The sequence below is a fragment of the Peribacillus sp. NPDC101481 genome, assembly GCF_044767165.1.
Lineage (GTDB): Bacteria > Bacillota > Bacilli > Bacillales > DSM-1321 > Peribacillus.
The window spans coordinates 34,722-58,096 of the sequence record NZ_JBIWNJ010000008.1; the positions used below are offsets into that span (position 1 = coordinate 34,722).

Annotated in this window: 28 protein-coding genes and 1 other annotated feature; all 28 genes read right to left on the bottom strand. The window is 41.1% G+C overall.

Going from position 1 to position 23,375, the window contains the following annotated elements; all coding sequences use genetic code 11:
- Positions 1 to 22: 22 nt before the first annotated feature.
- Positions 23 to 334, bottom strand: a complete 312-nt coding sequence (rplX, locus tag ACIROD_RS25315; RefSeq protein WP_034305002.1) for a 50S ribosomal protein L24 — start codon at positions 332 to 334, stop codon at positions 23 to 25.
- 43 nt (positions 335 to 377) lie between these two features.
- On the bottom strand, positions 378 to 746 hold the full coding sequence (rplN, locus tag ACIROD_RS25320) for a 50S ribosomal protein L14 (protein ID WP_034305005.1): 369 nt from the start codon (positions 744 to 746) through the stop codon (positions 378 to 380).
- Between the two features lie 41 nt (positions 747 to 787).
- Entirely contained in the window at positions 788 to 1,051 is a 264-nt protein-coding gene (gene rpsQ / locus ACIROD_RS25325; protein WP_048677887.1) for a 30S ribosomal protein S17, read from the bottom strand.
- Positions 1,052 to 1,069: 18 nt separating this feature from the next.
- Positions 1,070 to 1,273 carry a 50S ribosomal protein L29 gene (rpmC, locus tag ACIROD_RS25330; RefSeq protein ID WP_034305010.1) on the bottom strand — a complete coding sequence of 68 codons (204 nt, stop codon included), beginning with the start codon at positions 1,271 to 1,273 and terminating at the stop codon, positions 1,070 to 1,072.
- A complete protein-coding gene (rplP, locus tag ACIROD_RS25335; protein ID WP_034305012.1) occupies positions 1,263 to 1,697 on the bottom strand; it encodes a 50S ribosomal protein L16 in 435 nt (144 codons plus the stop codon). The genes rpmC and rplP overlap by 11 nt, the downstream gene beginning before the upstream one ends.
- Before the next feature lies 1 nt (position 1,698).
- Positions 1,699 to 2,355 (bottom strand): 30S ribosomal protein S3, encoded by a 657-nt coding sequence (gene rpsC, locus ACIROD_RS25340; protein WP_034305014.1) that lies wholly within the window; start codon positions 2,353 to 2,355, stop codon positions 1,699 to 1,701.
- Between the two features lie 3 nt (positions 2,356 to 2,358).
- Complete coding sequence (rplV, locus tag ACIROD_RS25345; protein WP_034305017.1) at positions 2,359 to 2,700, bottom strand: 50S ribosomal protein L22; 342 nt, start codon at positions 2,698 to 2,700, stop codon at positions 2,359 to 2,361.
- Between the two features lie 17 nt (positions 2,701 to 2,717).
- The gene (gene rpsS / locus ACIROD_RS25350) at positions 2,718 to 2,996 is read right to left on the bottom strand and encodes a 30S ribosomal protein S19 (RefSeq protein WP_034305018.1); all 279 of its coding nucleotides are present in this window, start codon (positions 2,994 to 2,996) and stop codon (positions 2,718 to 2,720) included.
- Positions 2,997 to 3,056: 60 nt separating this feature from the next.
- Positions 3,057 to 3,887: a 50S ribosomal protein L2 gene (gene rplB / locus ACIROD_RS25355; protein WP_034305021.1), complete on the bottom strand. Its 831-nt coding sequence runs from the start codon at positions 3,885 to 3,887 to the stop codon at positions 3,057 to 3,059.
- Positions 3,888 to 3,913: 26 nt separating this feature from the next.
- Positions 3,914 to 4,198: a 50S ribosomal protein L23 gene (rplW, locus tag ACIROD_RS25360; RefSeq protein ID WP_057915217.1), complete on the bottom strand. Its 285-nt coding sequence runs from the start codon at positions 4,196 to 4,198 to the stop codon at positions 3,914 to 3,916.
- Positions 4,198 to 4,821: a 50S ribosomal protein L4 gene (rplD, locus tag ACIROD_RS25365; protein ID WP_034305025.1), complete on the bottom strand. Its 624-nt coding sequence runs from the start codon at positions 4,819 to 4,821 to the stop codon at positions 4,198 to 4,200. The genes rplW and rplD overlap by 1 nt, the downstream gene beginning before the upstream one ends.
- Before the next feature lie 25 nt (positions 4,822 to 4,846).
- Positions 4,847 to 5,476, bottom strand: a complete 630-nt coding sequence (rplC, locus tag ACIROD_RS25370; protein ID WP_034305028.1) for a 50S ribosomal protein L3 — start codon at positions 5,474 to 5,476, stop codon at positions 4,847 to 4,849.
- A 40-nt stretch (positions 5,477 to 5,516) separates the two neighbouring features.
- On the bottom strand, positions 5,517 to 5,825 hold the full coding sequence (gene rpsJ, locus ACIROD_RS25375) for a 30S ribosomal protein S10 (protein ID WP_019244375.1): 309 nt from the start codon (positions 5,823 to 5,825) through the stop codon (positions 5,517 to 5,519).
- Positions 5,826 to 6,244: 419 nt separating this feature from the next.
- Positions 6,245 to 7,432 carry an elongation factor Tu gene (tuf, locus tag ACIROD_RS25380; RefSeq protein WP_048677883.1) on the bottom strand — a complete coding sequence of 396 codons (1,188 nt, stop codon included), beginning with the start codon at positions 7,430 to 7,432 and terminating at the stop codon, positions 6,245 to 6,247.
- Between the two features lie 121 nt (positions 7,433 to 7,553).
- On the bottom strand, positions 7,554 to 9,632 hold the full coding sequence (gene fusA, locus ACIROD_RS25385; protein ID WP_101225871.1) for an elongation factor G: 2,079 nt from the start codon (positions 9,630 to 9,632) through the stop codon (positions 7,554 to 7,556).
- 44 nt (positions 9,633 to 9,676) lie between these two features.
- Positions 9,677 to 10,147, bottom strand: a complete 471-nt coding sequence (gene rpsG, locus ACIROD_RS25390; RefSeq protein WP_048677878.1) for a 30S ribosomal protein S7 — start codon at positions 10,145 to 10,147, stop codon at positions 9,677 to 9,679.
- Between the two features lie 41 nt (positions 10,148 to 10,188).
- Positions 10,189 to 10,611 (bottom strand): 30S ribosomal protein S12, encoded by a 423-nt coding sequence (gene rpsL, locus ACIROD_RS25395; RefSeq protein WP_034305038.1) that lies wholly within the window; start codon positions 10,609 to 10,611, stop codon positions 10,189 to 10,191.
- A gap of 104 nt (positions 10,612 to 10,715) precedes the next feature.
- Positions 10,716 to 10,964 (bottom strand): 50S ribosomal protein L7ae-like protein, encoded by a 249-nt coding sequence (locus ACIROD_RS25400; protein WP_034305040.1) that lies wholly within the window; start codon positions 10,962 to 10,964, stop codon positions 10,716 to 10,718.
- A 294-nt stretch (positions 10,965 to 11,258) separates the two neighbouring features.
- Positions 11,259 to 14,858: a DNA-directed RNA polymerase subunit beta' gene (rpoC, locus tag ACIROD_RS25405; RefSeq protein WP_230178746.1), complete on the bottom strand. Its 3,600-nt coding sequence runs from the start codon at positions 14,856 to 14,858 to the stop codon at positions 11,259 to 11,261.
- Positions 14,859 to 15,042: 184 nt separating this feature from the next.
- Positions 15,043 to 18,612 carry a DNA-directed RNA polymerase subunit beta gene (gene rpoB, locus ACIROD_RS25410; RefSeq protein WP_230178745.1) on the bottom strand — a complete coding sequence of 1,190 codons (3,570 nt, stop codon included), beginning with the start codon at positions 18,610 to 18,612 and terminating at the stop codon, positions 15,043 to 15,045.
- Between the two features lie 238 nt (positions 18,613 to 18,850).
- A complete protein-coding gene (locus ACIROD_RS25415; protein WP_101225889.1) occupies positions 18,851 to 19,456 on the bottom strand; it encodes a class I SAM-dependent methyltransferase in 606 nt (201 codons plus the stop codon).
- Positions 19,457 to 19,651: 195 nt separating this feature from the next.
- Entirely contained in the window at positions 19,652 to 20,011 is a 360-nt protein-coding gene (rplL, locus tag ACIROD_RS25420) for a 50S ribosomal protein L7/L12 (protein ID WP_034305050.1), read from the bottom strand.
- Between the two features lie 62 nt (positions 20,012 to 20,073).
- Complete coding sequence (gene rplJ / locus ACIROD_RS25425; protein ID WP_101225868.1) at positions 20,074 to 20,574, bottom strand: 50S ribosomal protein L10; 501 nt, start codon at positions 20,572 to 20,574, stop codon at positions 20,074 to 20,076.
- Between the two features lie 39 nt (positions 20,575 to 20,613).
- Positions 20,614 to 20,764 (bottom strand) — a sequence feature (ribosomal protein L10 leader region).
- A gap of 50 nt (positions 20,765 to 20,814) precedes the next feature.
- The gene (rplA, locus tag ACIROD_RS25430; RefSeq protein ID WP_048677868.1) at positions 20,815 to 21,507 is read right to left on the bottom strand and encodes a 50S ribosomal protein L1; all 693 of its coding nucleotides are present in this window, start codon (positions 21,505 to 21,507) and stop codon (positions 20,815 to 20,817) included.
- Positions 21,508 to 21,611: 104 nt separating this feature from the next.
- Entirely contained in the window at positions 21,612 to 22,037 is a 426-nt protein-coding gene (gene rplK / locus ACIROD_RS25435; RefSeq protein ID WP_034305057.1) for a 50S ribosomal protein L11, read from the bottom strand.
- A 174-nt stretch (positions 22,038 to 22,211) separates the two neighbouring features.
- The gene (gene nusG / locus ACIROD_RS25440; RefSeq protein ID WP_048677866.1) at positions 22,212 to 22,745 is read right to left on the bottom strand and encodes a transcription termination/antitermination protein NusG; all 534 of its coding nucleotides are present in this window, start codon (positions 22,743 to 22,745) and stop codon (positions 22,212 to 22,214) included.
- 247 nt (positions 22,746 to 22,992) lie between these two features.
- Positions 22,993 to 23,175, bottom strand: coding sequence for a preprotein translocase subunit SecE (secE, locus tag ACIROD_RS25445; protein WP_034305062.1), 183 nt, complete (start codon positions 23,173 to 23,175; stop codon positions 22,993 to 22,995).
- Between the two features lie 50 nt (positions 23,176 to 23,225).
- Entirely contained in the window at positions 23,226 to 23,375 is a 150-nt protein-coding gene (gene rpmG, locus ACIROD_RS25450) for a 50S ribosomal protein L33 (protein ID WP_101225867.1), read from the bottom strand.

The following is a 23,375-nucleotide window of genomic DNA, read 5'->3' on the forward strand; positions in this document are numbered from 1 at the left end:
TGTACCTCCCTTCATTTATGACTTATTTATCTAAAGATTCACCTGATATTTTAGCTACGCGTACTTTTTTACCATTTTCGATCTTATATCCAACACGAGTCGGTTTACCTGATTTAGGATCAAGTGGCATTACATTGGATACGTGAATAGCAGCTTCTTTGCTTATAATTCCACCTTGTGGATTAAGTTGAGATGGCTTGGAATGCTTTTTCACGATGTTAATTCCTTCAACAAGCACACGATTTTGTTTCGGATATGCAGAAAGAATTGTTCCTTGTTTGCCTTTGTCCTTACCAGAGATGACTACGACTTTGTCACCTTTTTTAACATGCATTAGCTTGGCACCTCCTTGAAAGGCTTTATACAAATTTTACATATTATAGAACTTCTGGAGCAAGAGAAACGATTTTCATGAAACTATTGTCACGTAATTCACGAGCAACAGGTCCAAAAATACGCGTTCCACGTGGGCTCTTATCGTCACGGATAATTACACATGCGTTTTCATCGAAACGAATGTAAGAACCGTCAGGACGACGCATACCACGTTTTGTACGGACAACAACAGCCTTAACGACTTCACCTTTTTTAACAACGCCTCCTGGTGTTGCCTGTTTGACTGTACAAACGATGATATCACCGATGTTTGCAGTTTTACGGCCAGAACCACCTAGGACTTTAATTGTTAGCACTTCACGAGCACCAGAATTGTCAGCGACTTTTAAACGAGATTCTTGTTGAATCATGTACGGTACCTCCCTTCGGAATTAGCTTAATCCGAACTATATTAAATGATTACTGCTTTTTCTACTACTTCTACAAGACGGAAGCGTTTTGTAGCTGAAAGTGGACGAGTTTCCATGATACGTACTACGTCGCCTGCTTTAGCTTCGTTTAGCTCGTCATGAGCTTTAAACTTTTTAGAGTATTTCACGCGTTTACCGTATAAAGAATGCTTTTTATAGGTTTCTACAACAACTGTAACTGTTTTATCCATTTTGTCGGATACTACGCGTCCAGTGTAGATTTTGCGTTGGTTGCGTTCGCTCATTCTGCAAACCTCCATTCATTATCGATTAGTGACACCGATCTCTCTTTGACGAACAACTGTTTTCATACGAGCAATCGATTTGCGAACTTCACGGATGCGAGCTGTATTTTCAAGTTGTCCAGTAGCTAACTGGAAACGAAGATTAAATAGTTCTTCTTTAAGAGATTTTAGTTTTTGTTCAATTTCAGCAGTGGTTAGATCTTTGATTTCATTAGCTTTCATTTGTTTCACCACCAATTTCCTCTCTTTTTACAAACTTGCATTTGATTGGAAGTTTGTGTGCTGCAAGGCGCAATGCTTCTCTTGCCACCTCTTCAGATACACCAGAGATTTCAAACATAACTTTGCCCGGTTTAACTACTGCTACCCAACCTTCAGGAGCACCTTTACCGGAACCCATCCGTACTTCAAGCGGCTTAGCTGTGTAAGGTTTGCTTGGGAAGATTTTGATCCAAACTTTCCCTCCACGTTTCATATAACGAGTCATCGCAATACGAGCTGCTTCGATTTGACGGTTCGTGATCCAGGAAGCTTCTTGAGCTTGAAGTCCAAATTCTCCGAAATGAACTTCAGTGCCGCCTTTAGCCATCCCTCTCATCTTACCGCGGTGTTCACGACGGTATTTTACGCGTTTTGGCAATAACATATTATTTTCCTCCTTCCTCAGATTTCTTCTTAGTAGGAAGAACTTCTCCACGGTAGATCCAAACTTTCACGCCTAGCTTACCGTAAGTAGTATCTGCTTCAGCATGAGCATAATCTATGTCTGCACGAAGTGTGTGAAGTGGAACTGTTCCTTCGCTGTAATGTTCAGCACGAGCAATATCAGCACCGCCAAGACGACCAGAAACTTGTGTTTTGATTCCTTTTGCTCCAGAACGCATAGTACGTTGGATAGCTTGCTTTTGAGCGCGACGGAATGAAACACGGTTTTCTAATTGACGAGCGATGTTTTCTGCAACCAATTTTGCATCAAGATCTGCTCTTTTAATTTCGATGATATTGATATGAACTCTTTTGCCAGTCAACTGGTTCAAAGCTTTACGAAGTGCTTCGACCTCAGTACCGCCTTTACCGATAACCATTCCTGGTTTAGCAGTGTGGACAGATACATTGATACGGTTAGCTGCACGCTCGATTTCAACTTTTGAAACAGAAGCATCATTTAGACGTTTCGCGATATATTCACGAACTTTGATGTCTTCATGCAAAAGAACTGCGTAGTCTTTATCAGCGTACCATTTGGATTCCCAGTCACGGATTATCCCGATACGCATACCGATTGGATTTACCTTTTGACCCACAGATTACCCCTCCTTCTTTTCTGATACAACGATTGTAATATGACTAGTACGTTTGTTAATTGCACTCGCACGACCTTGAGCGCGAGGACGGAAACGTTTTAATGTTGGTCCTTCGTTAACGTATGCCTCTGAAACGACTAGGTTATTAATATCCATTTCGTAGTTATGTTCTGCATTTGCGATAGCAGATTTCAGAATTTTTTCTACGACTGGAGAAGCAGATTTTGGTGTTAAGCGAAGAATCGCTACTGCTTCACCTACTTGTTTTCCTCGAATTAAATCTGCGACTAAACGCACTTTACGAGGAGCAATACGAACTGTTTTAGCGACAGCTTTAGCTTGCATGAGATGCCCTCCTCTCATTAACGTCTTGTTTTCTTGTCATCACTTGCGTGACCTTTATAAGTGCGTGTAGGCGCGAATTCGCCTAGTTTGTGACCTACCATATCTTCTGTTACATAAACCGGCACATGCTTACGACCGTCATAAACGGCGATTGTGTGTCCGATGAATTGCGGGAAGATTGTTGAGCGACGAGACCAAGTTTTTACTACCTGTTTCTTGTCAGCTTCATTTAATTTTTCAACTTTTACCAATAAATGATCATCAACAAAAGGCCCTTTTTTTAAGCTACGACCCATGCGAGTACCTCCCTTCGTGACTGTTCTACGGTTCTATATATGAACCGTAGCTCAATCCCGTTATTTTTTACGACGACGTACGATAAATTTATCGGATTTATTTTTCTTCTTACGAGTTTTGAATCCAAGAGTAGGTTTACCCCATGGAGACATTGGTGATTTACGTCCGATTGGCGCTTTACCTTCACCACCACCGTGTGGGTGATCATTCGGGTTCATTACAGATCCACGAACTGTTGGGCGTTTACCTAACCAACGGTTACGGCCAGCTTTACCAATGTTGATAAGTTCATGTTGTTCATTACCAACTTGACCGATTGAAGCACGGCAAGTAGCAAGAATCATACGAACCTCACCTGAGTTTAAACGTACAAGTACATAACGACCTTCTTTACCAAGTACTTGAGCAGAAGTTCCTGCTGAACGGACTAATTGTCCACCTTTTCCTGGTTTAAGTTCGATGTTATGAATTACTGTACCAACTGGGATGTTAATAAGAGGAAGTGCGTTACCCACTTTGATGTCAGCTTCTGGACCTGACATAACTTCCAAACCTACTTCTAGGTTTTTCGGAGCTAGGATATAACGTTTTTCTCCATCAACGTAATTAATTAATGCAATGTTTGCAGAACGATTTGGATCGTACTCAATAGTAGCAACGCGTCCTGGTATACCATCTTTATTCCGTTTGAAATCGATGATACGGTATTGACGCTTGTGGCCGCCACCTTGATGACGAACTGTTAACTTACCTTGGTTATTACGGCCGCCTTTGCTGTGTAAAGGAGCAAGTAATGATTTTTCCGGTTTGTCTGTAGTGATCTCAGCAAAATCGGAAGTTGTCATATTACGTCGACCGTTAGAGGTAGGTTTATACTTCTTAATCGCCATTTGTATTTCCCTCCTTCTCTAATGAATTAAGCCTCGAATAGCTCGATTTCTTTGCTGTCAGCAGTTAATTTAACAATAGCTTTACGGCGCTTGTTAGTATAGCCTGCATGTTTGCCCATGCGTTTGAATTTACCTTTGTAGTTCATGATGTTTACTTTCTCAACTTTAACGCCGAAAATTTCTTGAACAGCATCTTTAACTTGAGTTTTATTAGCTCTAACATCAACTTCAAAAGTATATTTCTTTTCAGCCATTACGTCTGAAGAGCGTTCAGTGATTACGGGGCGCTTAATGATATCGCGTGCATCCATTATGCAAGCACCTCCTCTACTTTTTCGACAGCTGATTTAGTCAAGATCAATTTGTTGTGTGAAACAACATCAAGAACATTAAGACCATCAGCTTCAACTACAGTAACACCAGGGATGTTACGTGCAGAAAGAGCAACTTTCTCATCTAAACCGTCAGTAACTACTAACGTTTTAGTATCAACAGAAAGGTTTTTAAGTACAGCTACAAATTCTTTTGTTTTTGGAGCTTCGAAAGACAAGCTTTCAAGTACCAAAATGTTCTCTTCCAATGCCTTTGCAGACAATGCAGATTTAATAGCTAAACGACGTACCTTTTTAGGTAGCTTGTAAGCGTAAGATCTTGGAGTTGGTCCAAAAACAACGCCACCGCCACGCCATTGTGGAGAACGGATAGAACCTTGACGCGCACGTCCAGTTCCTTTTTGTTTCCAAGGTTTACGTCCACCGCCTGCAACTTCAGAACGGTTTTTAACTTTATGAGTTCCTTGACGTAAGGAAGCTCGTTGCATGATGATTGCTTCAAATAATACGTGATTATTAGGTTCGATACCAAAGATGGATTCATTTAGTTCGATGTCGCCAACTTGTGAACCTGTTTGGTTGAACAATGTAACTTTTGGCATTCTATTGCTCCTCCTTTCTCAGAAATTACTTTGCTTTAACAGCAGTTTTAACTTTGATCAATGCTTTTCTAGCACCAGGTACATTACCTTTGATCAATAGTAGGTTACGTTCAACATCAACTTTAACGATAGCTAAGTTTTGAACAGTGATTTGCTCTCCACCCATACGTCCTGGTAAAAGTTTACCTTTGAATACGCGGTTTGGAGCTACAGGACCCATTGAACCTGGGCGACGGTGGTAACGAGAACCATGAGACATAGGTCCGCGAGATTGTCCATGACGCTTGATAGAGCCTTGGAATCCTTTACCTTTTGAAATTCCTGATACATCTACTAAATCGCCTTCAGCGAAAATACTTACATTGACTTCTTGACCGATCTCATATTCAGTAAGATCCGTTCCGCGGAATTCGCGAATGAAGCGCTTAGGAGTAGTATTTGCTTTTTCAACATGGCCCTTTTCAGGTTTGTTAGAAAGCTTTTCACGTTTGTTTTCAAAACCAACTTGAACTGCTTCATAGCCATCAGTTTCAACAGTTTTCTTTTGAAGAACCACGTTATTAGCAGCTTCGATAACTGTTACCGGAATAAGTTCACCGTTTTCAGCAAAAACTTGAGTCATACCGATTTTTCTTCCTAAGATTCCTTTGGTCATAAGTCACACCTCCTAGAGTAATTGTTCATATTTATATGAATTATAATTTGATTTCAATGTCAACGCCTGATGGTAAATCTAAACGCATCAATGAATCAACTGTTTGTGGAGTTGGATTAACGATGTCGATTAGACGTTTATGCGTACGCATTTCGAATTGTTCACGAGAATCTTTGTATTTATGAACCGCACGTAGGATCGTATATACCGATCTTTCAGTAGGTAATGGAATTGGACCAGATACAGCCGCACCAGAACGTTTTGCAGTTTCCACAATTTTCTCAGCAGATTGATCAAGAATTCTGTGATCATATGCTTTTAAACGGATACGAATTTTTTGTTTTGCCATAATTTTCCCTCCTTTTCGCCTATTTTGAAATAGACCTTCTCAATGGAAATTTCCCACACACTCGCCATGGCAAAGCGGCCGGGTGTGTCAGCAACCTTCCATATCATCGCAGTCAAAGACCAACATTGTCTATTATACATAAAACACAAGCTGAATGCAAGTTAAACTTGAATATTTCTTGTGCAGCACACTTTTATTATTATACATACTATCACAAGTATTTACAAGTACATTCTACGAGGTCTTTCATATCCATTTTCTTCAATTCAATAATCCTCATGATACCCATTAAATACACTTCATTATTTACAGGTATTATAGAAGAAAGATTCAATATTAATAAGAAAAAAAAAGAAGCAGATGGCGTCCCATCTGCTTCTCCCGGAAGGCGTCCCTTCCAATATTGTTTTATGAATCAATTATTCTTGGATTGTAGCAACTACGCCAGCGCCTACAGTACGTCCACCCTCACGGATAGAGAATTTAGTACCTTCTTCGATAGCGATTGGAGCGATAAGTTCTACAGTCATTTCGATGTTGTCTCCAGGCATAACCATTTCTACGCCTTCAGGAAGGTTACAAATACCAGTTACGTCAGTTGTACGGAAGTAGAACTGAGGACGGTAGTTTGTAAAGAATGGAGTGTGACGTCCACCTTCTTCTTTAGAAAGAACATAAACTTCAGCTTTGAACTTTGTGTGTGGAGTGATTGTGCTTGGTTTAGCAAGAACTTGTCCACGTTGGATATCTTCACGGGATACACCACGAAGAAGTGCACCGATGTTGTCACCAGCTTCAGCATAGTCAAGAAGTTTACGGAACATTTCAACACCAGTTACAGTTGTTGGTTTAGACTCTTCGTTGAAACCGATGATGTCAACAACGTCACCGACTTTAACTTGTCCACGCTCAACACGACCAGTAGCAACTGTTCCACGACCAGTGATTGAGAATACATCCTCAACTGGCATCATGAATGGTTTGTCAGTGTCACGAGTTGGTTCTGGGATGTACTCGTCAACAGCTGTCATTAATTCATGGATTTTTTCTTCCCAAGCAGCATCTCCTTGAAGAGCTTTTAAAGCAGATCCTTTGATAACTGGAATGTCATCGCCAGGGAATTCGTATTCAGATAAAAGATCACGGATTTCCATTTCTACTAATTCAAGAAGTTCTTCGTCATCTACCATGTCGCATTTGTTCATGAATACTACTAGGTATGGTACACCAACTTGACGAGAAAGAAGGATGTGCTCACGAGTTTGTGGCATTGGGCCATCAGCAGCAGATACTACTAGGATTCCGCCGTCCATTTGTGCAGCACCAGTGATCATGTTTTTAACATAGTCAGCATGTCCTGGGCAGTCAACGTGTGCATAGTGACGAGTAGCTGTTTCATACTCAACGTGTGCAGTAGAGATTGTGATACCACGTTCTCTTTCTTCTGGAGCACCATCGATTTGGTCATAAGCGCGAGCTTCTGCGCCACCAGATTTAGCAAGTACAGTTGTGATTGCAGCAGTTAGAGTTGTTTTACCATGGTCAACGTGACCAATTGTTCCAACGTTAACGTGCGGTTTTGAACGATCAAATTTAGCTTTTCCCATTAGGAATTCCTCCTTAAAATTATAAATAAAAGATTAAGTATATAGGGGCTGTGAAAGAAGACTAATTCTTCCATCACAGCTTACATAAGATAGTTATACTTTAATAAGAGATGAAAATCAATTATTCACCTTTATTTTTTTTGATGATTTCTTCAGAAATGCTCTTAGGTACTTCTTCATAATGATCGAAGTGCATAGAGAATGTTCCGCGTCCTTGAGTGTTAGAACGTAAAGATGTAGCATATCCGAACATTTCAGATAGAGGAACCATCGCTTTAACCATTTGCGTGTTACCGCGAGCTTCCATACCTTCTACACGACCACGACGAGATGTGATATCTCCCATGATGTCGCCTAGGTAATCTTCTGGAATAACTACTTCTACTTTCATGATTGGTTCAAGGATGACAGGACTACATTTAGATGCTGCATTTTTAAGTGCCATAGAGGCAGCGATTTTAAATGCCATTTCATTGGAGTCAACGTCATGGTAAGATCCGTCAAATAATTTTGCTTTGATGTCGACTAGCGGGTAACCAGCAAGTACACCACGGTCAAGTGAATCAACTAATCCAGCTTGTACAGCAGGGATATATTCACGTGGTACTACACCACCGACGATAGCATTTTCAAATTCGAATCCTTTACCTTCTTCGTTTGGACCGAATTCGATCCATACGTGTCCGAATTGTCCACGACCACCAGATTGGCGAACGAATTTACCTTCAACTTTAGCTGAACCACGGAAAGTTTCACGGTATGCTACTTGAGGAGCACCAACGTTTGCTTCCACTTTGAATTCGCGACGCATACGGTCAACAAGGATGTCCAAGTGAAGTTCACCCATACCAGCGATGATTGTTTGACCAGTTTCTTGGTCAGTATGCGCACGGAATGTTGGATCTTCATCTTGAAGCTTTTGTAAAGCTTGAGACATTTTGTCTTGGTCTGCTTTTGATTTCGGTTCAACTGATAGTGAGATAACTGGCTCTGGGAATACCATGGACTCAAGAATTACTTGATTCTTGTCATCACATAGAGTATCTCCAGTTGTAGTATCTTTCAATCCGACAGCAGCTGCGATATCTCCTGCATATACAGTTGAGATTTCTTCACGGCTGTTTGCGTGCATTTGAAGGATACGTCCAATACGTTCACGTTTTCCTTTAGTTGAGTTGATTACATATGATCCTGATTCTAATGTACCTGAGTACACACGGAAGAATGTAAGTTTACCAACGTAAGGGTCAGTCATAACTTTAAACGCTAAAGCAGAGAACGGTTCAGAATCGTCTGAATGACGTTCCACTTCTTCTTCTGAATCCGGTAATGTACCTTTGATAGCTGGTACATCCAATGGAGATGGAAGGAAGTCGATAACGTTATCAAGCATTAATTGAACACCTTTGTTTTTGAAAGCTGATCCGCAAATAACAGGGAAGAATTCAACATTAACGGTTGCTGTACGAATAGCTGCTTTTAATTCAGCAATGCTGATTTCTTCGCCGCCAAGGTATTTTTCCATTAAGTCTTCATTAACTTCCGCTACTGCTTCAATTAGCTTTTCACGGTATTCTTCAGCTAATTCCCGGTGTTCTTCAGGAATTTCACCGATAGTGATGTCAGTTCCTAGGTCATTACCATAGAAATGAGTTTTCATTTCAATAAGGTCAATGATTGCAGAGAATTGATCCTCTGCTCCGATTGGTAACTGAACTGGGTGAGCGTTAGCTTGTAAACGATCGTGGATTGTTCCAACTGAATACAAGAAATCTGCACCGATTTTGTCCATTTTGTTTACGAATACGACACGTGGTACACCGTAAGTTGTAGCTTGGCGCCAAACTGTTTCAGTTTGAGGCTCAACACCTGATTGGGCATCAAGTACAGCTACAGCTCCATCAAGTACGCGCAAAGAACGTTCAACTTCAACTGTGAAGTCTACGTGTCCTGGTGTATCGATGATGTTTACACGGTGACCTTTCCACTGTGCAGTTGTTGCAGCGGAAGTGATCGTGATTCCGCGTTCTTGTTCCTGTTCCATCCAGTCCATTTGAGATGCACCTTCGTGCGTTTCACCAATTTTATGGATTTTACCAGTGTAATATAGAACACGTTCTGTTGTTGTCGTTTTACCAGCATCGATGTGAGCCATGATACCGATATTACGAGTGTTTGCTAAGGAGAACTCTCTTGCCATTTGTCTTTCTCCTTCCTTCTATAAGGATTTTATAGTGATTAATCTTACCAGCGATAATGTGCGAAAGCTTTGTTGGCTTCAGCCATTTTGTGTGTATCTTCACGTTTCTTAACTGCTGCTCCAGTATTGTTTGCAGCATCCATGATTTCATAAGCTAAACGCTCTTCCATCGTTTTTTCTCCACGAAGGCGAGAGTAGTTTACTAACCAACGAAGTCCTAGAGTCGATTTGCGGTCTGGACGCACCTCAACTGGTACTTGGTAGTTAGCTCCACCCACACGGCGTGCTTTTACTTCTAGTACAGGCATGATGTTTTTAAGTGCTTGATCGAAAACTTCGATCGGCTCATTGCCAGTACGTTCTTTGATTAAATCAAATGCAGAGTAAAGAATTTTTTGTGATTTACCTCTTTGTCCATCAACCATTAATTTGTTGATTAAGCGAGTCACAAGTTTTGAATTATATATTGGATCTGGTAATACGTCTCTTTTCGTTACAGGTCCTTTACGAGGCATTGTATTTCCTCCTTTCAAGAAAGTTCAATTTTTGTTTAAGATTATTTTTTTGCTGCTTTCGGACGCTTAGTACCGTATTTAGAACGGCCTTGCATACGATTGTTAACTCCAGCTGTATCAAGAGCACCACGTACGATATGGTAACGTACCCCTGGTAAATCTTTTACACGACCGCCACGGATAAGAACCACACTGTGTTCTTGTAGGTTGTGACCGATACCTGGGATATAAGCTGTTACCTCGATACCGTTTGTTAAACGTACACGCGCATATTTACGTAACGCGGAGTTTGGTTTTTTCGGTGTCATAGTACCCACACGAGTGCAAACACCACGTTTTTGCGGAGATGATACGTTAGTTTGTGCTTTTTTAAAGCTGTTGTAGCCTTTGTTAAGTGCTGGAGATTTTGAATTAACCTCTTTAGACTCGCGTCCTTTACGCACTAATTGATTAATAGTAGGCATTACATTTTTCCTCCCTTCACGTTTTCATTTCTAGTACCACACATCCAGGTGGTTCATAAATGGGTAAAAACAAAGTTTTTGCAAATACATTTGCAAAAACATCTTTACTTTTTGATGGCAACAGTTGCTGCTCCGACATCAATACCACATGCTTTGCCAAGCATTCTCATCGAATCAACATATGTGATAGGAACATCCAATTCTTTGGCAGTCTCAACGACACGCCCAGTCAAGTATATATCTGCATCATCAGCGATGATAACTTCTTGAATTAAATTGTTTTTAAGAGCTCTAACTGCTTGCTTCGTCCCTATAATCACTGACTTTGCCTGTATTACTTTTTCATAAGACATGGTCCATATCCTCCAAAGTTACAGGGTAACATAGGAGCACCTTTGCTATAGTATCATTATTAGTCGGATACTGTCAACTTCTTTCAAAAAAATAATTCAAGCAAAAGGTTTTCCTTACAAAATTCTATTAAGATTATCAATTTGCCTAAACGGAATATATCAAATTCTCATAGTGCCTTTCAGCTGGTCATGAGTAATAAGAGAGACCAGCTCAATAACCTTCTGATCCATCAGCTCCTATAGGAAACAGGAGCGCGGTTTTCAGTTTAAATTATTGAGCTGGTCCTTTTCCCTTTAATCCACTGTTACTGCATCAGCATTTTCGTCTCCAACAACGACAGGGTTTGCTTTTCTGTATCTAAGCATTCCCGTTCCTGCAGGGACAAGTTTACCGATGATGACATTTTCTTTAAGTCCAAGCAATTCATCACGTTTTCCTTTTATTGCTGCATCAGTCAAGACCCTAGTTGTTTCTTGGAATGACGCGGCGGACAAGAAGGAATCCGTTTCTAGAGATGCTTTTGTGATACCTAGCAATACAGGGCGGCCTGTTGCTGGTAATTTATTGGTCAGCAATGCATCAGTGTTTGCAGTAGTGAACTGGTTAACATCCAATAATGTTCCTGGAAGCACTTCAGTTTCTCCTGCATCAAGCACACGGACTTTACGCATCATTTGTCTAACCATTACCTCGATATGTTTATCTCCGATTTCAACACCTTGCATCCGGTATACTTTTTGAACTTCATGAAGCAGGTATTCCTGAACAGTAAGCACGTCTGTAACCTTCAGCAATTCTTTCGGATCGATGGAACCCTCTGTCAACTCTTCACCACGACGGACAGGTGTATCAACAGTTACTCTTAGACGCGCTGTGTACGGCGCAGTATACGTGCGTGATTCAACAGCACCCTGAACGACGATTTCCTGTTGTTTATCGCGAATTTCATTGATCGAAACAATCGTTCCTTCAATTTCAGAAATGACAGCTTGACCTTTAGGATTTCTCGCTTCAAATATTTCTTGGATACGAGGAAGACCTTGAGTGATATCGTCCCCGGCAACCCCACCTGTATGGAATGTACGCATCGTCAACTGTGTACCAGGTTCTCCGATGGATTGAGCGGCAATAATACCGACTGCTTCGCCCACTTCAACTTCTTGACCGGTAGCCAAGTTGCGTCCATAACATTTTTTACATACACCATGGCTGGTGTTACATGTAAAGGCAGAACGGATCCATGCTGTTTCAATTCCAAGTGATTCAATATAATTAGCAAGATCTTCAGTAATAAGATCGTTTTCAGCCACGATTACTTCATTTGTTTCTGGATGTTTGATCGCTTTTCTTGCATAACGGCCCACTAGGCGCTCTTCAAGATGCTCGATTATTTCAGTACCTTCTCTTAAGGCAGAAATTTTCAAGCCGCGGTCCGTTCCACAATCGTCATCACGGATGATGACATCTTGGGCAACGTCAACAAGTCGACGCGTAAGGTAACCGGAATCGGCTGTTTTAAGGGCTGTATCGGCAAGACCTTTACGCGCACCATGTGTAGAGATGAAGTACTCCAACACTGTTAAACCTTCACGGAAACTTGATTTGATCGGTAATTCAATGATTCGTCCAGCCGGGTTGGCCATCAAACCACGCATACCCGCAAGCTGCGTAAAGTTGGAAGCATTACCACGGGCACCGGAGTCACTCATCATGAAGATCGGGTTGCGTCGGTCCAGTGAGTCCATAAGTTTGGACTGGATGGTATCCTTGGCAGCACTCCAGATGGAAATGACGCGATCATAACGCTCATCCTCTGTAATTAGACCACGTCTGAACTGTTTCAAGACGTTATCCACTTTGGTTTGAGCCTCAGTAATGATTTCTTGTTTTTCTTTTAAAACGACAATATCAGCCACACCAACGGTAATACCGGCTTTTGTCGAATATTTGAATCCAAGATCTTTCATCCGGTCAAGCATTTTGGATGTTTCGGTAATTTTAAAGCGTTTAAAGACTTCTGCGATGATATTTCCAAGGATTTTTTTCTTGAAAGGATCGATAGCAGGTTGAGCCTTAATCAATTCAGGGATATTAGCGCCTTTTTCCACAAAATATTTCTCTGGAGTTTTGGTTTCCAAATTATATCGTGTCGGCTCGTTAATATACGGGAATGATTTTGGTAAAATTTCATTGAAGATCAATTTACCGACAGTGGTAATAAGCAGCTGGCGGTTTTGTTCTTCCGTGAATGTTTCATTATTCAGTGATGATGCATGTACGGCACAACGGGAATGTAAGTGTACATATCCGTTTTGGTATGCAAGCAATGCTTCACTTGTATCTTTAAAGATCATACCTTCGCCGATTGCGCCTTCTCTTTCCAATGTTAAGTAATAGTTACCTAATACCATATCTTGAGAAGGTGTAACGACAGGTTTACCATCTTTAGGGTTCAAAATGTTCTGTGCTGCAAGCATAAGCATGCGTGCTTCGGCTTGGGCTTCAGAAGATAGAGGAACGTGGACCGCCATTTGGTCACCGTCAAAGTCAGCGTTGTAAGCTGTACATACGAGCGGATGCAAACGAATTGCGCGACCTTCAACCAACGTCGGTTCAAACGCCTGGATACCAAGTCTATGAAGAGTCGGTGCACGGTTCAATAGTACTGGGTGTTCTCTAATAACTTCTTCAAGCACATCCCATATTTCAGGAGATAAACGTTCAATTTTGCGCTTAGCGGATTTGATGTTATGCGCTAGGCCTCTTTGAACAAGCTCCTTCATAACGAATGGTTTGAATAATTCAATCGCCATTTCTTTAGGAAGACCACATTGGTACATCTTTAAGTTTGGTCCTACTACGATAACGGAACGGCCAGAGTAATCAACACGTTTACCAAGAAGGTTTTGACGGAAACGACCTTGTTTACCTTTTAACATGTGAGATAAAGATTTTAACGGACGGTTACCAGGTCCAGTTACCGGACGGCCGCGACGGCCATTATCGATAAGAGCATCGACAGCTTCTTGCAGCATACGCTTCTCATTTTGAACGATAATGCTTGGTGCTCCAAGATCCAGTAATCTTTTCAAACGATTATTACGGTTGATAACACGGCGATATAAATCATTTAGATCAGATGTGGCAAAACGTCCTCCATCAAGTTGAACCATAGGACGAAGTTCCGGTGGAATGACCGGAAGCACGTCAAGGATCATCCATGAAGGCTCATTTCCGGAGTTACGGAATGCTTCAAGCACTTCCAAGCGTTTGATTGCACGGGTTCTGCGTTGTCCTTGAGCTGTTTTAAGCTCCTCTTTCAACGACTCTACTTCCTTTTCCGTATCAATATCTTGTAAAAGTTTTTTAATAGCTTCCGCACCCATGGCAGCTTGGAATTTCTTACCGTATTTTTCACGGTATGTACGATATTCTTTTTCAGAAAGAAGCTGTTTCTTTTCTAAAGTTGTATCGCCCGTTTCAGTTACGACGTAAGATGCAAAGTAAATAACTTCTTCCAAAGCCCGTGGAGACATGTCAAGTACAAGTCCCATACGGCTAGGAATTCCTTTAAAATACCATATGTGTGAAACTGGAGCTGCCAGCTCAATATGACCCATACGCTCACGACGCACCTTAGCACGAGTGACTTCAACGCCACAACGGTCACAGACTACGCCTTTATAACGAACACGTTTATATTTTCCGCAATGACATTCCCAGTCCTTTTGAGGTCCAAAAATTCTCTCACAGAATAAACCGTCTTTTTCTGGCTTTAGCGTACGATAGTTGATTGTTTCTGGTTTTTTAACTTCTCCATGTGACCAAGAACGAATCTTGTCTGGTGAAGCAAGACCAATTTTCATATACTCAAAATTATTAACGTCTAACAAGGGGCCTACCTCCCTTTTAATCTCCAGGTTTAACCCTTGATTGCCGTCAAATATCAGGCAATCTTACACCGGATGATGGTTGATTGAATCAATAAGGCTCTAACAAGGCAGCATGATCTTCAAATGAACATCTTGCTGCCAGTCAGAGCGGGTGATATATAACTAGATATGTTTATATTTAATTTTATTCTTTGACAGGTGCCCCTACTTCGGAAGCAACCATATCTTTAGTTTCTGAATCAAGGCTTAATTTGTCTGCTTGGTTGGCTTCATCTTCATCTTCCAAATCACGCATTTCGATTTCACGATCTTCGGCATTGAGGATTTTAACATCCAATCCTAAACTTTGAAGCTCCTTAATCAATACTTTGAAGGACTCAGGAACGCCTGGTTCAGGGACATTTTCACCTTTGACAATCGCTTCGTACGTTTTCACACGACCCACGACATCATCTGATTTAACGGTTAGGATTTCTTGTAATGTATAAGCAGCACCATAAGCTTCAAGTGCCCATACTTCCATCTCACCGAAACGCTGACCACCAAATTGCGCTTTACCACCAAGTGGTTGCTGCGTAACAAGGGAGTAAGGACCAGTTGAACGTGCATGAAGTTTATCATCGACCATATGTGCCAGTTTGATCATATACATGACACCAACTGATACACGGTTATCGAATGCTTCACCTGAACGGCCATCATAAAGGACGGTTTTTGCATCACGGGACATCCCGGCTTCTTCAATCGTACCCCAAACATCTTCCTCAGTAGCGCCATCGAATACAGGAGATGCCACATGGATGCCAAGTGCGCGTGCAGCCATACCTAAGTGAAGCTCCAGCACCTGACCGATGTTCATACGTGATGGTACACCCAATGGGTTTAACATGATGTCGACTGGAGTGCCATCCGGTAAATAAGGCATATCTTCTTCAGGAAGAATCCTGGAGATTACCCCTTTATTACCATGTCGTCCAGCCATTTTATCGCCTTCATGGATTTTACGTTTTTGAACGATATATACACGCGCGAGTTGGTTTACACCAGGAGGCAGTTCATCGCCGTCTTCTCTGTTGAATACTTTAACATCAAGAACGATTCCTCCGCCGCCGTGAGGTACACGAAGTGATGTATCCCTTACTTCACGTGCTTTTTCACCGAAGATTGCATGTAATAGACGTTCCTCGGCAGTCAGTTCCGTTACACCTTTAGGCGTTACTTTACCAACGAGGAGGTCTCCGTCTTTCACTTCAGCACCCACACGGATAATTCCGCGCTCATCAAGATTACGAAGCGCATCTTCCCCTACGTTAGGGATATCGCGGGTGATTTCTTCAGGCCCTAATTTTGTATCGCGTGATTCAGATTCATATTCTTCAATATGAATGGAAGTGTACACATCATCTTTAACCAATCGTTCACTCATGATGATGGCATCTTCATAGTTATATCCATCCCATGTCATGAAGGCAACCAATACGTTACGTCCAAGTGCCAACTCACCTTTTTCCATTGAAGGACCATCAGCAAGAATTTCACCTTTTACGACGTTGTCGCCAACACTGACGATAGGGCGTTGATTATAGCACGTTCCTTGGTTGGAACGGATGAATTTTAATAGACGATATTTATCAAGATTTCCTTTTACTTGCTGTCCATCTACTTCACTTACCCTACGTACCCATACTTCACGTGATTCAACGTGCTCTACGATACCAGGGTGTTTACAGATTACAGCAGCACCGGAGTCTTTCGCTGAAACATACTCCATACCCGTTCCGACTCGAGGGGCTTCCGGTTGAAGCAAAGGAACTGCTTGACGTTGCATGTTCGCTCCCATAAGGGCACGGTTGGAGTCATCGTTTTCCAAGAAAGGAATACATGCAGTCGCAGCTGATACAACTTGTTTAGGAGATACATCCATGTAATCTACGCGGTCACGCGGAACAACGGTGTTTTCACCGCGGAAACGTGCAACAACATCATTATCAAGGAATGAGCCGTCATCTGACAGTCGTACATTCGCTTGGGCAACTACATAATTATCTTCCTCATCAGCTGTTAAGTAATCGATTTGGCTTGTAATTTTACCTGTTTCAGGGTCCACACGACGGTATGGTGTTTCAATGAAGCCATATGGGTTAACCTTTGCAAAACTGGATAACGAGTTAATCAATCCAATATTCGGTCCCTCAGGCGTTTCAATCGGACACATGCGGCCATAGTGGGAATAATGAACGTCACGTACTTCAAAGCCAGCACGCTCACGTGTCAGACCACCAGGTCCCAATGCAGATAGACGACGTTTATGCGTCAATTCAGCCAACGGGTTCGTTTGATCCATGAATTGGGAAAGCTGCGAGCTTCCAAAGAACTCTTTAATTGATGCAATGACCGGGCGAATGTTGATTAGTTGCTGCGGAGTGATTGTATTCGTATCCTGAATGGACATTCTTTCACGAACAACACGCTCCATACGGGATAAACCAATTCTAAATTGGTTTTGCAGCAATTCACCAACGGAACGCAGACGACGGTTACCTAAATGGTCAATGTCATCCGTGATTCCCACACCATGCAATAAGTTAAAGAAATAACTTATGGAAGAAATGATATCAGCCGGTGTAATGTTTTTGACCTGGTCGGTCACATAGGCATTACCGATGATATTGATCACTTTTTCGCCTTCAGCATCGTTTGGTGCAAACACTTTAATAGGTTGAAGAAGAGTTTCCTCCTCCACTACACCGCCTGATGGATGGAATGTCTTGAAGCCGATTCCAGCTTCGATATGAGGCAGAATCCTATCAAGGGTCCGACGATCAAGCATTGTACCTTTTTCAACGATGATTTCACCTGTTTCAGGATCAATCAAAGTCTCTGCAATACGTTGTCCGAATAAACGGTTCTTGATATGCAGTTTTTTGTTTATTTTATAACGGCCTACATTAGCTAAATCATAACGTTTTGGATCAAAAAAGCGTGATACTAAAAGACTTTTCGCGTTTTCGACAGTAGGCGGTTCACCTGGGCGTAGACGCTCATAGATTTCCAGTAATGCTTTTTCCACACTCTCGGTGTTATCCTTTTCAAGAGTGTTGCGAAGGTATTCGTTGTCTCCGATCAAATCGATGATTTCTTGATCTGTTCCGAATCCAAGGGCACGCATCAATACCGTGATCGGTAATTTCCTGGTGCGGTCGATTCGAACATACACAACATCCTTGGCGTCTGTTTCATATTCGAGCCATGCGCCACGGTTAGGAATAACGGTCGCAGAGAATCCAAGCTTACCGTTTTTATCCATTTTCCCATTGTAGTAAACACTCGGTGAGCGAACTAATTGGGATACAATTACCCGTTCAGCACCATTGATGACGAATGTACCTGTTTCAGTCATCAGCGGGAAGTCACCCATAAATACATCCTGGTCTTTCACTTCCCCTGTTTCTTTGTTAACAAGGCGCACTTTCACACGAAGTGGTGCAGAATACGTAACATCGCGTTCTTTTGTTTCTTCCACAGAATACTTCGGCTCAGCTAAGCTGTAATCGATGAATTCTAACGATAAATTACCTGTAAAATCCTCAATAGGAGAAATATCCTGGAACATTTCCTTTAAACCTACATCTAGAAACCATTGATAAGAAGCTGTTTGAATTTCAATCAGATTCGGAAGGTCCAAAACCTCACTGATTCTTGCATAACTTCTACGTTGGCGGTGTCGTCCATACTGAACAAGTTGACCTGTCAACTGATTCACCCCTTAAATCAAGCGTTATAAGGATCCATTTGCCTCGGAAAAGGAATCATTTCCATAGACAAAAAGAAAATGGTTTTTATTTTAAAAACCACTATTTCTCATAAAACGAACTATTATTTATATATTTTTCCCATATTATCCATTGATTATACACCAATGGTATAAAAATTGCATAGTTACGGAATTATATATATGCATTTTATAATACTAACATAGCGAAAATTTAGAGTCAAACCTTTTTGGATAATAGTATATAGTATCCCTTTTTCTTAACAGGCACTTCAACATTTCCAAATAATTGCTCCATTTTATCCATTGCGGATGGAGCTCCTTGTTTTTTTTGAATGACAACCCATAATTCTCCACCAGCTACCAAACTGCGATAGCTTTCTTCTAAAATTTCGTGGACTACACTTTTACCTGCGCGAATGGGAGGGTTCGTAAGAATCGCAGCGAATTGATTGGAGGCAACTTTGTCAAAACGATCACTTTCGTAAATCTTCACATTTGCGATCCCATTGGATGCAGCATTCTCTTTTGACAATTCAACTGCCCGGCTATTTATATCAATCATTTCTATCGCTCTATCGGGATAAGCTGCCGCAATCGATATTCCAATTGGTCCATAACCGCAACCAACATCGAGAATATTTCCTTCCACAGCCTCATTAAGGTTAAAACTCTCAACCAAAAGACGCGATCCGAAATCAACTTCCTTTTTCGAAAAAACACCATTATCACTTTTGAAGCGAAATGTACGTCCCTTTAATGTGAAATCCCAAAATTTCGGATTGCTTACGACATCCGGTTTTTGTGAGTAGTAATGCTCTGTCAGAGTCATCTCCCCCTATCAGAAAGGAATATTGAAGATTTAATGAGAGAAGAGAATTGAAGAATGGATGCTTGCATGCCGGAATGTCGGAATAACGAAGTCCTCGTTATCAAACCATTAACGGCTAATTTCCGTCATTTCTTTAAAAATGAAGAAAAAAAGCCCGCCAGTGATAGCGAGCTTTTTGTTTATGCAAGATTACTTAACTTCAACGCCAGCTCCAACTTCTTCAAGTTTAGCTTTGATTTCTTCAGCTTCTTCTTTAGAAGCAGCTTCTTTGATTGCTTTTGGAGTGTTGTCAACAAGTTCTTTTGCTTCTTTAAGTCCAAGACCTGTAACTTCACGTACAGCTTTGATAACTTTGATTTTTTGATCTCCAGCAGATGTAAGGATTACATCAAACTCAGTTTTTTCTTCAGCAGCAGCGCCACCAGCAGCAGCTACAGCTACAGGTGCAGCAGCAGTTACGCCGAATTCTTCTTCGATTGCTTTTACAAGGTCGTTTAATTCTAAAACAGTCATGTTTTTAACTGCTTCAATGATTTGATCTTTAGTCATTTTTATTTCCTCCTCGAAATGGTTGGTTTTTTTTGAATCATCAGGCTAAATAAGCGGTCAGCTTACGCGCCTTGTTCTTCTTTTTGCTCTGCAACAGCTTTTGTAGCAAGAGCCAGTCCGCGCATAGGTGCTTGTAGCACGCTGAGTAGCATTGAAAGTAGGCCTTCGCGTGAAGGTAGTTCTGCAAGAGCTTTAATTTCTTCAGCAGTTGCAACATTTCCTTCGATAACTCCAGCTTTGATTTCTAAAGCTTCATGTTTTTTCGCAAAATCGTTAAGGATTTTTGCTGGCGCAATAACATCTTCAGTTGAGAATGCAATTGCGTTTGGACCTGTTAATGCTTCGTTTAAAGCGCTAAGTTCAGCACTTTCAGCAGCACGGCGAGTCATAGAGTTTTTGTAAACTTTAAACTCAACGCCAGCTTCACGAAGTTGCTTACGAAGTTCTGTTACTTCAGCAACAGTCAATCCACGGTAGTCAACAACTACTGTTGATTGGCTTGAAGTTAACTTATCAGAAATCTCAGCAACGATTTTTTGCTTTTGTTCAATAATTGCGTTCATCCTTACACCTCCTGTAGATTTGCTTGAAAACATTTATACCGTTTCAAAGAAAAAGCCTTCATCTCTATTGCAGACATGAAGGCAGTAATTTCAAAAGTCATAGTCCAGGACTATTATTATCGAATTACCTCGGCAGGGAATTAAGCTCGTAATGAGCACCTACTGTCTACGGTACAAATAGTATTCATTTATTCACAACAAAACTTATTATAACAATAATAGTTTTGGTATGTCAATTATTTATTTGAAAGAAGAAGGATCAACTTTCACACCAGGGCCCATTGTAGTTGTTACAGAAACGTTTTTCATGTAAGTTCCTTTAGCAGCCGCAGGTTTAACTTTCAATAATGTATCATAGATAGTAGTGAAGTTTTCCACTAGTTTAGCATCTTCGAAAGATACTTTACCGATTGGAGCGTGGATGTTACCAGCTTTATCTACGCGGTACTCAACTTTACCAGCTTTGATTTCATTAACAGCTTTCGTTACATCGAAAGTTACTGTGCCAGTTTTAGGGTTAGGCATTAAACCTTTAGGTCCTAATACACGGCCAAGTTTACCAACTTCACCCATCATGTCTGGAGTCGCAACGATTACATCGAATTCGAACCATCCTTGTTGGATTTTGTTGATGTAGTCAGATTCGCCAACGTAGTCAGCACCAGCAGCTTCCGCTTCTTTTGCTTTTTCGCCTTTTGCGAATACTAATACGCGTTGAGTTTTACCAGTACCATTCGGAAGAACAACTGCTCCACGAATTTGTTGGTCGGCTTTCTTAGGGTCTACGCCTAAACGGAAAGCAACTTCAACAGTCGCATCGAATTTTGCGAAGTTTGCTTTTTTAGCAACTTCGATTGCTTCAGTTACAGCATAAGCCTTAGATACTTCTACAAGCTTAGCTGCTTCAAGATACTTTTTACCTTTTTTAGCCATGATATAAATCCTCCTAAATTGTGGTTTTAACGGAATGACCTCCCACGAATAAAGGTTGCGAGTATCAATCGCAACCCCGTAGAAACAAATAGCAATTACATGGATTAGTCTTCGATGACAATACCCATGCTGCGAGCAGTACCTTCAACCATACGCATTGCAGCTTCAACGCTTGCAGCGTTTAGGTCAGGCATTTTAGTTTCAGCAATCTCGCGCACTTGATCACGCTTGACTGTAGCAACTTTATTACGGTTAGGTTCACCAGAACCAGACTCGATACCAGCTACTTTCTTAAGCAATACTGCAGCCGGTGGAGTTTTTGTAATGAATGTAAATGAACGGTCTTCAAATACCGTGATTTCAACAGGAATAATTAGACCAGCTTGATCTGCTGTACGAGCGTTGAACTCCTTACAGAATCCCATGATGTTTACACCAGCTTGACCTAATGCAGGACCGACTGGCGGTGCCGGATTCGCTTTACCAGCAGGAATTTGCAATTTAACCATTTTAATTACTTTTTTAGCCACGAGACACACCTCCTTATAAGTCCGTGATGTGGTAATAGGGTAATACCCTCCCACTCATCTTGAATTCTTTATATATTAATAAAGAATGCTTGTATCGTTGAGGCCTAAAAATTGAAACATACTGACCTTTGAAATTTTACCACTTTCAAAAGGCAATTTCAAGTTTTTTTCCGTTTATAATTTTTCCACTTGATTAAAATCAAGTTCAACCGGTGTATCACGGCCGAACATATTGACTAGAACCCTTACTTTACCTTTATCTTTATCAAGTTCTTCAATAGGTCCTGCAAATGTTGCAAATGGCCCTTCCTTAACTTGAACCGTATCACCGATTTCAAAATCAACTTCGATTTTACTTTCATCTACGCCCATTCGCTTAAGAACGACTTCAATTTCTTCCGGCAGCAATGCAGTCGGTTTTGACCCAGCTCCAGATGAACCTACGAAACCTGTTACTCCAGGCGTATTCCGGACAACATACCATGAATCATCAGTCATGATGATCTCAACCAATACATATCCTGGGAATACTTTCTTTTTGGTCACTTTCTTTTTGCCATCTTTCACTTCTGTTTCTTCTTCTTCTGGAACTACTACGCGAAAGATCTTGTCTTCCATCCCCATAGTTTCAACACGTTTTTCCAAGTTAGCCTTAACTTTGTTCTCATAACCTGAATAGGTGTGAACTACATACCAATTCTTTTCCATGTGTTAGGACTTTAACGTCCTTCCCTCCCTGCAATCAATCATTTTCTTTATTAATCTTTATCTTTGAACGTTTTAGCCAAAAAACCATACGGCGTCATTCCGACTTAACTAGAATATATTGTGATGAACATATTACAGCAGTGCTCGATTTTGAACTTACTAAAAAAGACAAATTAAAAAACCCGTTTCCGGGCTTTTCTGCTGACACATATTATTCTATCACTATTATACCTTATTTTCGAATCTCTTATTCAATAACTAAGCGAATTAATTCGGAAATGCCCAAATCCACCACTGTAAAGAATAAAGCCATAAATACTACAGTCGTTACCACCACGATTGTATATTTGGTAAGCTCCTTGCGTTTCGGCCAGCTTACCTTTTGCATTTCGCGAGCGACTCCGCTGAAAAATTCGGTAAAACGTTTCATGAATGTACCTCCAAGCATTAGAAGCTTCTGTCAATCTATTTATAAAACGGTTATTTCGTTTCTTTATGAATCGAGTGTGAGTTGCACGTACTGCAAAATTTCTTGATTTCCAGTCGTTCGCCGCTTGTCGATTGTTTGCTCTCATAACTATAATTCCTTGTACCGCAATCAGTGCAGGCAAGAACTATTTTTTTTCGCAT

What these genes read in the sequence shown, in the direction of transcription:
- rpsJ (WP_019244375.1), bottom strand. Translation starts at nt 5,825, where the DNA reads ATGGCAAAACAAAAAATTCGTATCCGTTTAAAAGCATATGATCACAGA.
- rpsL (WP_034305038.1), bottom strand. Translation starts at nt 10,611, where the DNA reads ATGCCTACTATTAATCAATTAGTGCGTAAAGGACGCGAGTCTAAAGAG.
- rpsQ (WP_048677887.1), bottom strand. Translation starts at nt 1,051, where the DNA reads ATGAGCGAACGCAACCAACGCAAAATCTACACTGGACGCGTAGTATCC.
- rplA (WP_048677868.1), bottom strand. Translation starts at nt 21,507, where the DNA reads ATGGCTAAAAAAGGTAAAAAGTATCTTGAAGCAGCTAAGCTTGTAGAA.
- rplX (WP_034305002.1), bottom strand. Translation starts at nt 334, where the DNA reads ATGCATGTTAAAAAAGGTGACAAAGTCGTAGTCATCTCTGGTAAGGAC.
- rplB (WP_034305021.1), bottom strand. Translation starts at nt 3,887, where the DNA reads ATGGCGATTAAGAAGTATAAACCTACCTCTAACGGTCGACGTAATATG.
- rplD (WP_034305025.1), bottom strand. Translation starts at nt 4,821, where the DNA reads ATGCCAAAAGTTACATTGTTCAACCAAACAGGTTCACAAGTTGGCGAC.
- rpsS (WP_034305018.1), bottom strand. Translation starts at nt 2,996, where the DNA reads ATGGGTCGTAGCTTAAAAAAAGGGCCTTTTGTTGATGATCATTTATTG.
- fusA (WP_101225871.1), bottom strand. Translation starts at nt 9,632, where the DNA reads ATGGCAAGAGAGTTCTCCTTAGCAAACACTCGTAATATCGGTATCATG.
- nusG (WP_048677866.1), bottom strand. Translation starts at nt 22,745, where the DNA reads ATGGAAAAGAATTGGTATGTAGTTCACACCTATTCAGGTTATGAGAAC.
- rpmC (WP_034305010.1), bottom strand. Translation starts at nt 1,273, where the DNA reads ATGAAAGCTAATGAAATCAAAGATCTAACCACTGCTGAAATTGAACAA.
- rplP (WP_034305012.1), bottom strand. Translation starts at nt 1,697, where the DNA reads ATGTTATTGCCAAAACGCGTAAAATACCGTCGTGAACACCGCGGTAAG.
- ACIROD_RS25400 (WP_034305040.1), bottom strand. Translation starts at nt 10,964, where the DNA reads ATGTCTTATGAAAAAGTAATACAGGCAAAGTCAGTGATTATAGGGACG.
- rplL (WP_034305050.1), bottom strand. Translation starts at nt 20,011, where the DNA reads ATGACTAAAGATCAAATCATTGAAGCAGTTAAAAACATGACTGTTTTA.
- rplV (WP_034305017.1), bottom strand. Translation starts at nt 2,700, where the DNA reads ATGCAAGCTAAAGCTGTCGCTAAAACAGTTCGTATTGCTCCTCGTAAA.
- tuf (WP_048677883.1), bottom strand. Translation starts at nt 7,432, where the DNA reads ATGGGAAAAGCTAAATTTGATCGTTCAAAACCGCACGTTAACGTTGGA.
- rplN (WP_034305005.1), bottom strand. Translation starts at nt 746, where the DNA reads ATGATTCAACAAGAATCTCGTTTAAAAGTCGCTGACAATTCTGGTGCT.
- rpsG (WP_048677878.1), bottom strand. Translation starts at nt 10,147, where the DNA reads ATGCCTCGTAAAGGACCTGTAACGAAAAGAGACGTATTACCAGATCCA.
- rplW (WP_057915217.1), bottom strand. Translation starts at nt 4,198, where the DNA reads ATGGATGCACGCGATATCATTAAGCGCCCCGTAATCACTGAACGCTCT.
- secE (WP_034305062.1), bottom strand. Translation starts at nt 23,175, where the DNA reads ATGAAACGTTTTACCGAATTTTTCAGCGGAGTCGCTCGCGAAATGCAA.
- rplJ (WP_101225868.1), bottom strand. Translation starts at nt 20,574, where the DNA reads ATGAACGCAATTATTGAACAAAAGCAAAAAATCGTTGCTGAGATTTCT.
- rplC (WP_034305028.1), bottom strand. Translation starts at nt 5,476, where the DNA reads ATGACCAAAGGAATCTTAGGAAGAAAAATCGGTATGACTCAAGTTTTT.
- rpmG (WP_101225867.1), bottom strand. Translation starts at nt 23,375, where the DNA reads ATGCGAAAAAAAATAGTTCTTGCCTGCACTGATTGCGGTACAAGGAAT.